The sequence below is a fragment of the Cupriavidus lacunae genome (assembly GCF_003353055.1).
Lineage (GTDB): Bacteria > Pseudomonadota > Gammaproteobacteria > Burkholderiales > Burkholderiaceae > Cupriavidus > Cupriavidus lacunae.
The window spans coordinates 113,560-121,101 of the sequence record NZ_QKWJ01000020.1; the positions used below are offsets into that span (position 1 = coordinate 113,560).

General features: G+C 66.6%; 4 protein-coding genes and 1 pseudogene. 4 read left to right on the forward strand and 1 reads right to left on the reverse strand.

Going from position 1 to position 7,542, the window contains the following annotated elements; all coding sequences use genetic code 11:
• The first annotated feature begins 92 nt into the window (after positions 1 to 92).
• Positions 93 to 1,760: an energy-dependent translational throttle protein EttA gene (gene ettA, locus DN412_RS17865; RefSeq protein ID WP_115212819.1), complete on the forward strand. Its 1,668-nt coding sequence runs from the start codon at positions 93 to 95 to the stop codon at positions 1,758 to 1,760.
• A gap of 484 nt (positions 1,761 to 2,244) precedes the next feature.
• A complete protein-coding gene (locus tag DN412_RS17870) occupies positions 2,245 to 2,874 on the forward strand; it encodes a phosphoribosyltransferase (RefSeq protein WP_244222682.1) in 630 nt (209 codons plus the stop codon).
• 327 nt (positions 2,875 to 3,201) lie between these two features.
• On the opposite strand, the gene DN412_RS17875 is transcribed toward DN412_RS17870, so the two are convergent.
• Positions 3,202 to 4,350 carry a metallophosphoesterase gene (locus DN412_RS17875; protein WP_115212820.1) on the reverse strand — a complete coding sequence of 383 codons (1,149 nt, stop codon included), beginning with the start codon at positions 4,348 to 4,350 and terminating at the stop codon, positions 3,202 to 3,204.
• 352 nt (positions 4,351 to 4,702) lie between these two features.
• On the opposite strand from DN412_RS17875, the gene DN412_RS17880 reads away from it, so the two are divergent.
• Together DN412_RS17880 and DN412_RS17885 are read left to right on the forward strand one after the other, a co-directional pair.
• Positions 4,703 to 7,099: a carbohydrate-binding family V/XII gene (locus DN412_RS17880; protein ID WP_115212828.1), complete on the forward strand. Its 2,397-nt coding sequence runs from the start codon at positions 4,703 to 4,705 to the stop codon at positions 7,097 to 7,099.
• Between the two features lie 215 nt (positions 7,100 to 7,314).
• A pseudogene (locus DN412_RS17885) lies at positions 7,315 to 7,542 on the forward strand (efflux RND transporter periplasmic adaptor subunit); the annotation flags it as partial.

The window sequence follows — 7,542 nt, forward strand, 5'->3', positions numbered from 1 at the left end:
GGCGGGGGCGGAATCCGGCCGGCGCCGGCTCAGCGCGCGGTGTCCGCCTGATACACTGCCGCCATTCCCGAACAACCCTCCAACACGCACCCATGGCACAGTACGTTTTCACCATGAACCGCGTGGGCAAGATCGTTCCGCCCAAGCGTCACATCCTGAAGGACATCTCGCTGTCCTTCTTCCCCGGCGCCAAGATCGGCGTGCTGGGCCTGAACGGCTCGGGCAAGTCCACGGTGCTCAAGATCATGGCCGGCCTCGACAAGGAAATCGAGGGCGAAGCCACGCCGATGCCCAATCTGAACATCGGCTACCTGCCGCAGGAGCCGCAGCTCAACCCCGAGCAGACGGTGCGCGAGGCGGTGGAAGAGGCCCTGGGCGGCGTGTTCGAGGCGCGCAAGAAGCTCGACGAGATCTACGCGGCCTACGCCGAGCCGGATGCCGACTTCGACGCGCTGGCCGCCGACCAGGCCAAGTACGAAGCCATCCTGGCCGCCAGCGACGGCAATAACGTCGAGCTGCAGCTGGAAATCGCCGCCGACGCGCTGCGCCTGCCGCCGTGGGACGCAACGATCGGCAACCTGTCCGGCGGTGAAAAGCGCCGCGTGGCGCTGTGCCGCCTGTTGCTGTCGCGCCCCGACATGCTGCTGCTGGACGAGCCCACCAACCACCTGGATGCGGAATCGGTGGAATGGCTGGAGCAGTTCCTGACGCGCTTCCCGGGCACCGTGGTGGCCGTCACCCACGACCGCTACTTCCTCGACAACGCCGCCGAGTGGATCCTGGAACTGGACCGCGGCCAGGGCATCCCCTGGAAGGGCAACTACAGCTCGTGGCTGGACCAGAAGGAAGCGCGCCTGAAGCAGGAAGAGGCGACCGAGTCGGCCCGCCAGAAGGCCCTGCACAAGGAACTGGAGTGGGTGCGCCAGAACCCCAAGGGCCGCCAGGCCAAGTCCAAGGCGCGTCTGGCCCGCTTTGACGAACTCAACAGCCAGGACTACCAGAAGCGCAACGAAACCCAGGAAATCTTCATCCCCGTGGGGGAGCGCCTGGGCAACGAGGTGATCGAATTCGACGGCGTGAGCAAGGGCTACGGCGACCGCCTGCTGATCGACAACCTCAGCTTCAAGGTGCCGCCGGGCGCCATCGTCGGCATCATCGGCCCCAACGGCGCCGGCAAGTCGACCTTCTTCCGCATGTTGACCGGCAAGGAACAGCCGGACAGCGGCGAGATCAAGATCGGGCCGACCGTGAAGATGGCCTTCGTCGACCAGAGCCGCGACGCGCTGGACGGCACCAAGACCGTGTTCGAAGAGATCTCGGGCGGCTCCGACATCCTGACGGTGGGCAGGTACGAAACGCCGTCGCGCGCCTATATCGGCCGCTTCAACTTCAAGGGCGGCGACCAGCAGAAGCAGGTCGCCACGCTGTCGGGCGGCGAACGCGGCCGCCTGCACATGGCCAAGACGCTGATCGCCGGCGGCAACGTGCTGCTGCTGGATGAACCGTCCAACGACCTCGACGTGGAAACGCTGCGGGCGCTGGAAGATGCGTTGCTGGAGTTTGCCGGCTGCGTGATGGTGATCTCCCATGACCGCTGGTTCCTGGACCGTATCGCTACGCACATCCTGGCGTTCGAGGGGGACTCGCATGTGGAGTTCTTCCCGGGCAACTACCAGGAATATGAGGCGGACAAGAAGCGCCGGCTGGGTGAGGAAGGGGCTAAGCCTAAGCGGATTCGGTATAAGCCGATTGCGCGGTGATGGGGTGTTGAGTGTGAGAGAGAACCAGGTCTTCGGGCCTGGTTTTTTTATGAGCCGGCGACCTCCTTGTTGTTGGCCGGTCATTTGGGTAATTCCAATGTGGTTGGTGCTTTGACCGCCCTGGTTTCGCCCCTAAAGGGGCGAGTCACTTTTCCCCGAGCGGGAAAAGTAACCAAAAGCGCGTTTACTTGCCCTGCGGGCGGCAACTTTTATCGTAGTGTGCCGGGGTTTTCGTACGGGGATTGGCTTCAGAGCATAGCAACATTGCCTTCGCGTGGGGCACGCAGGGCCACGCTCCGGTACGCGGCTTTTGCAGGCCGTTGGCTACTTGATGCGGGATAGGGGTGGCAGAGGCACGAGGCTCCCCAATTGGGCCTGATTTTTTATGGTGCTTCGCTTCGGGAAGCAGTGGGCTGGCTGTCCACAATTCTGAAAAATGCCGCCAATCCGTCGGCATTAGCGTGATGCCGGATAAGTTGGGCGGATGCGAAAGTCAATCCACCTCCTCATCCTGAAGCGGCCACGCTGGCGTCATGGCAGACTGCCACTCGAAGTGCGGCAGGACCGTGAATATCCTTTCCCAGGGTCGGCCGGGTCGCCACACTTCCTCTATCGTTCCGATGCCGAACTCAAGGCTCATCCGAGCTACAAGGCTGCCAAAGCCGGAAGCACGGATGCAGCGATACAACTGATTGTCGACCTCGCTCCGCCGCTGGTGGCAAGGTTGCTCGACGAGGGATTCCCGAGTTCCTGCATCTTCGTGGCGCCACAAGCGAGAGAAGCCGAAGGCGAGAATGCCATCCCGCAAGTCCTGGCTATGTATTTGCACCACGACCTGGACGGAGCGGTCGATGAATCCATCGTGCAGACAACAAAGGTGTTCCACACCGGCACAGACCCAATGGAGCGGATGAATCTGCGCGCCCGCTTTTCTGGATATGTGGTGCCCGGTGGGCGCTATGTGCTGGTGGACGACGTTACTACGATGGGGGGCACGCTTGCGGAGCTGGCTAACTACATCCAGAGCCACCATGGCGGTGTGATTGCTGCGATCGTCCTCGTGTGCGCAGGGCGCTCTGGTAGACTGGGTGGCACCCAGAAAGGTAATTCTTGAACTGGAAAGGAGGTACGGTGATGAAATCCGCAAGATCTTCGGCATTGCCACCAACGCCCTCACCGCGGATGAAGCGGGATACCTCATCGGTTTCCGTACATCTGACGAAATCCGAAATCGCCGAGCTAAGGCGGAACAAGAAACGCATCTCAGACTTGGCTCGAAAGGCATTCAGCTCGATGAACCTGAAGGGCAAGTAAGGCCCATACGCTCCGGGCGCCGCCAGCGGTGAGTATCCGCGCATGAAACAAAAAGCCCCGACTCAAATGAGCGGGGCTTTTTGCTGCGCCATGCCTGCGATAATTCTCTGCCTTCAACGGCAATTTCCTACCCAGCCCGCACCAACCTCACCCGCGTAATCTCCGACGGCGCCCCAAACCGCTTCGGCGGCCCCCAATACCCGGTGCCGCGGCTGACATAGATCCACAGCGAACCATGCCGCACCAGTCCGGCGGTGTAGGGCTGCTGCATCGGCACGAACAGGTTCCACGGCCAGAACTGGCCGCCGTGGGTGTGGCCGGACAATTGCAGGTCGAAGCCCGCTTCGGCCGCGGCGGGCGCGGTGCGTGGCTGGTGGGCCAGCAGCACGCGTGCGCCGGCGTGTGCCGGGGCGCCGGCGATGGCGCGGTGCGGGTCGCTGCGGTGGCTTTCGTGGAAGCGGCCGGCGGAGTAGTCGGTCACGCCGCCCAGCACCAGCGCGTCGCCGTCGTGCTGCAGCACCACGTGCTCGTTCATCAGCACACGCACGCCCAGGCGGCGCAGTTCGGTGATCCACGGTTCCGCGCCGGAGTAGTACTCGTGGTTGCCGGTGACGAAGTAGGTGCCGTGGCGCGCCTGCAGCCGGGCCAGCGGCGCGGTGTGGGCGGACAGTTCGCGCACGGTGCCGTCGACGAGGTCGCCGGTGATGGCGACGGCGTCGGCGTTCAGGCTGTTGACGCGGTCGACGATGCGGTCGAGGTAGGGCCGCTTGATGGTGGGCCCGACATGGATGTCGCTGATCTGCGCGATGGTGAAGCCGTGCAGGGCTTCGGGCAGGCCGGCCACCGGCACGTCGACGTCGACCACGCGCGCCAGCCGGCGCGCATTGATATAGCCGGCCAGCGTGACCAGCAAGGCCAGTAGCGGCACCGCCACGGCGCTGTCCGCGGACAGGCCGGGCGCGTGCCAGCCGAGCAGTTGCCCGGCCAGCCAGGCGGCGGCCAGCGCCACGTCGCGTACCAGCGTCAGCACCAGCAGCGATGAGAAGAATCCCATCGCCAGCATGCCGATCCAGGAAACCAGGTCCGACCAGGGCTGGCTGACGCGCCGCGCCAGCAGCCCGGCCGGCAGCAGGGCGCAGGAGAGCGCCAGCCAGGCGACGGCCAGGGCCTTGACCGCCATCGGCACCGGCATCGCCGGCAGCAGGCGCAGCCCGATATAGCCGTGCAGCAGGGCTGTCACGAGGGCGGCTGTCAGGATGGTGGTGCGTGGAGGCATGGGGGGCGGGGCCAGGGTGGAGTCTTCAAAGATGAGGCCGCAGGGGGGCGGCTTCAAGGGGCGGGGCGGTGGCGTCAGGCCAAGCAAGATGCACACCCGCCTCGCCTGCGCGCGTCGCAATGGCGCATTGCGGGTTGACATGGCGGCCCACGCCCCGACTCCTTCTTGTACGAAGGCCGCTATCAATGGTCCGCCATGCATGCCCATGCCGCCGGATGATCTGTCTTTTTTCTGCCAGATCCTGAATGTTTTCGAATCAGATTGTTCGCCTTGGCGGCCTAATTTAGATTCGCGGGATGGGCCGCCTGTTGTGCAGCATCGTGCTCGCGATGCCGGCCAGCCGGCGCAGGCCATGTCTTTTCGCATGAAGCAGACCAGCGCCGTGATCGCCGCGGCGTGGTTTGCGCTTGCCCCGCTCAGCCTGCAGGCCGCCGCGCCGCCCAAGCCAACCGCGGCGGCACTGGCCTGGCCGCGTAACTTTGACGCCGCCACCGATCATGTGGAGTTGTATCAACCCCAGATCGAGACCTGGGAGGGCAACCGGCTGTCCGGGCGTGCGGCGGTCGCGGTAGGCGAGAAGTTGGGTTCGCCGACCTACGGCGTGGTTCATTTCTCGGCCACCGGCGATATCGACAAGCCCTCCGGGCTGGTGCAGCTGACCCGGATCACGGTGGACAGCGTCGACGTCCCGACCAAGCCCGACGCCGCCGATCGGGTGCGCCAGGCGCTGGTGTCGCGGCTGCCGGCCAATGGGCTGACGGTGCCGCTGGACCAGTTGCAGGCCAGCTACGCGGTGTCGCAGCAACTAGCCAAGGCCGGCCGCGTGGCGGTGCGCAATGACGCGCCGCAGATCCTCTTTGCCACCACGCCCACGCTGCTGGTGCTGGTCGACGGCGAGCCGGCCTGGCACACCGTGCCGGGCACGCAGTACGAACGCGCGTTGAACAGCCGCGCGCTGCTGCTGCGCGAGGCGGGTGGAGAACTGCACCTGAAGGCGGCCGGTTACTGGTATCGCTCCGAATCCGCCGGCGGCGCCTGGGAAGTGATGACGAGCGTGCCCCAGGCTTTGGAAAGCGCGGCGACCAAGGCGGCGGCCGGCATGAAGCCCGACACGATGCTGCCGGCCGACGGCAAGCGGCCGGCCAAGGCGCCGGCAATCCTATTCGCCACGCAGCCGACCGAGCTGGTCGTCACCAGCGGCGCGCCGCAGATGGCGCCGGTGAGCGGGGTCAGCCTGCTGACGATGTCCAATGCCGACCACGCGGTCTTTGTCGATCCCGCCGCCAACCAGTATTACGTGCTGGTCTCGGGCCGCTGGTTCCGCGCGCTGATGCTGACCGGGCCGTGGCAGTACGTGCCCGGCAGCCAGCTGCCGGCGGACTTCGCCAGGATCCCGCCGACCGACCCCAAGGCCAATGTGCTGGTCTCGGTGCCCGGCACGCCGCAGGCGCGCGAGGCCGAGATCGCCGCGACCATTCCGCAGACCGCCACGGTGTCGCGCAGCAAGGCCAGCCTGGCGGTGGCATATGACGGCGCGCCGCGCTTTACGCCGATCACCGGCACTTCGCTCAGCTACGCGGTCAATACCGGCACGCCGGTGATCGAGGTCGACAGCAGCCACTACTACGCGGTGGCCAATGGTGTCTGGTTCACCGCGCCGGCACCGTCCGGCCCGTGGCACGTGGCCACCGAGGTGCCGTCAGCGATCTACACCATCCCGCCGACCTCGCCGGTGTACTACGTGACCTACGTGCGCATCTACTCGGTCACGCCCGAGACCGTGGTGGTGAGCTACACCCCCGGCTACATGGGCGTGGTGGTCAGCGCCGACGGCACCGTGGTCTACGGCACCGGCTATGTCTATCCGCCCTACGTGGGCGCGGTCTACTACGGCTACCCGGCCACCTATGGCTATGGCGCCGGCTTTGGCATCGGCATGGCCGAGGGCTTTGCCTTCGGCTTCGCCGCGGGCGCGTTCTGGGGGGCGGCCTCGCCCTACTGGGGCCCGTACTGGTGGGGCGGCGGGTACAACTGGAACTACGTCAACGTGAACCAGGCCAATTTCTACGGCCGCTGGGGCCAGGGCACCGTGACCCACGCCCAGGGCTGGAACGCCTGGACCGGCACAGAATGGCGCGGCACCGCCGGCGCCGGCTACAACCCGGCCACCGGGGCGCGCTACCAGGGCAGCCGCGGTGCGGCGTTCAATCCCTATTCGGGCAACTATGCGGCGGGCCGCCAGGGCTCGTTCGCCAACCCGTCGACCGGGCGCGAAGGCGCCGCGCGCGGCGGCGTGGCCGGCAACACCTACACCGGCAACTACGCCGCCGGCCGCCAGGCGGCGGGCTACAACGCCCAGACCGGCCGCGTCGGCGCGGCCGAGGTCGGCATTGCCGGCAATACGCAGACCGGCCAGCACACCGCCGGCAGCCGCGGCTTTGTGGCCAACCCGGACAAGAACAATGCGGTGGTGTGGAACAACGGCAACGTGTATGCCGGGCACGACGGCTCGGTCTACCAGCACACCGACGACGGCTGGCAGAAGCACACCCCCGGCGGCTGGGAGCCCGTGCAGCCCAATAACGACGCGACCGCCCGGCTGGAGCAGCAGCGCCAGGCGCGCGAGGTGGGGCAGCAGCGCTTCCAGGGCACGGCCCAGCAGTGGCAGGGGCGCAGCGGTGGTGGCGGCTTTGGTGGCGGTGCCGGGGGCTTGCGCGGCGGCGGTTTCCATGGCGGGTTCCGCCGCTGACCCAGGGCCAGGCAGCCCGCGCGGCCACCCGCGCGGGCCCACGCGAAAGCAGTAAAGACGTCCGCAAAAGAATTGAATTGGCACCTGCGGGGCCGGGCCTTACCCTGCCGGTGAAGACGCGGGCGCGGCCGCCGGGCCGGCGCGGCAGGACATTGCCATACCTCCGGCATGCGCGCGCAGCCATCGCATGCATAACCATGGCGGGAGAGGGATCTGTGAACACTGCTTTCCACTGGCGCGGTGCGCTCTGGCTGGCCTGCGCAATGACGCTGGCAGCCTGCGGCAAGGACAAACCGGCGGCCCACGCGCCGCCAGCCGCCGAAGTCGGCGTGATCACCGTGGCGCTGCGCGACGTGCCCATCGTCTACGACTTTGTCGGCCAGACGCAAAGTTCGCAGCAGGTGGAGATCCGGGCCCGGGTCAATGGCTTCCTGGACCAGCGC

Coding starts and splice junctions, on each gene's coding strand:
- ettA (WP_115212819.1), top strand. CDS start 93: ATGGCACAGTACGTTTTCACCATGAACCGCGTGGGCAAGATCGTTCCG.
- DN412_RS17870 (WP_244222682.1), top strand. CDS start 2,245: ATGCGAAAGTCAATCCACCTCCTCATCCTGAAGCGGCCACGCTGGCGT.
- DN412_RS17875 (WP_115212820.1), bottom strand. CDS start 4,350: ATGCCTCCACGCACCACCATCCTGACAGCCGCCCTCGTGACAGCCCTG.
- DN412_RS17880 (WP_115212828.1), top strand. CDS start 4,703: ATGTCTTTTCGCATGAAGCAGACCAGCGCCGTGATCGCCGCGGCGTGG.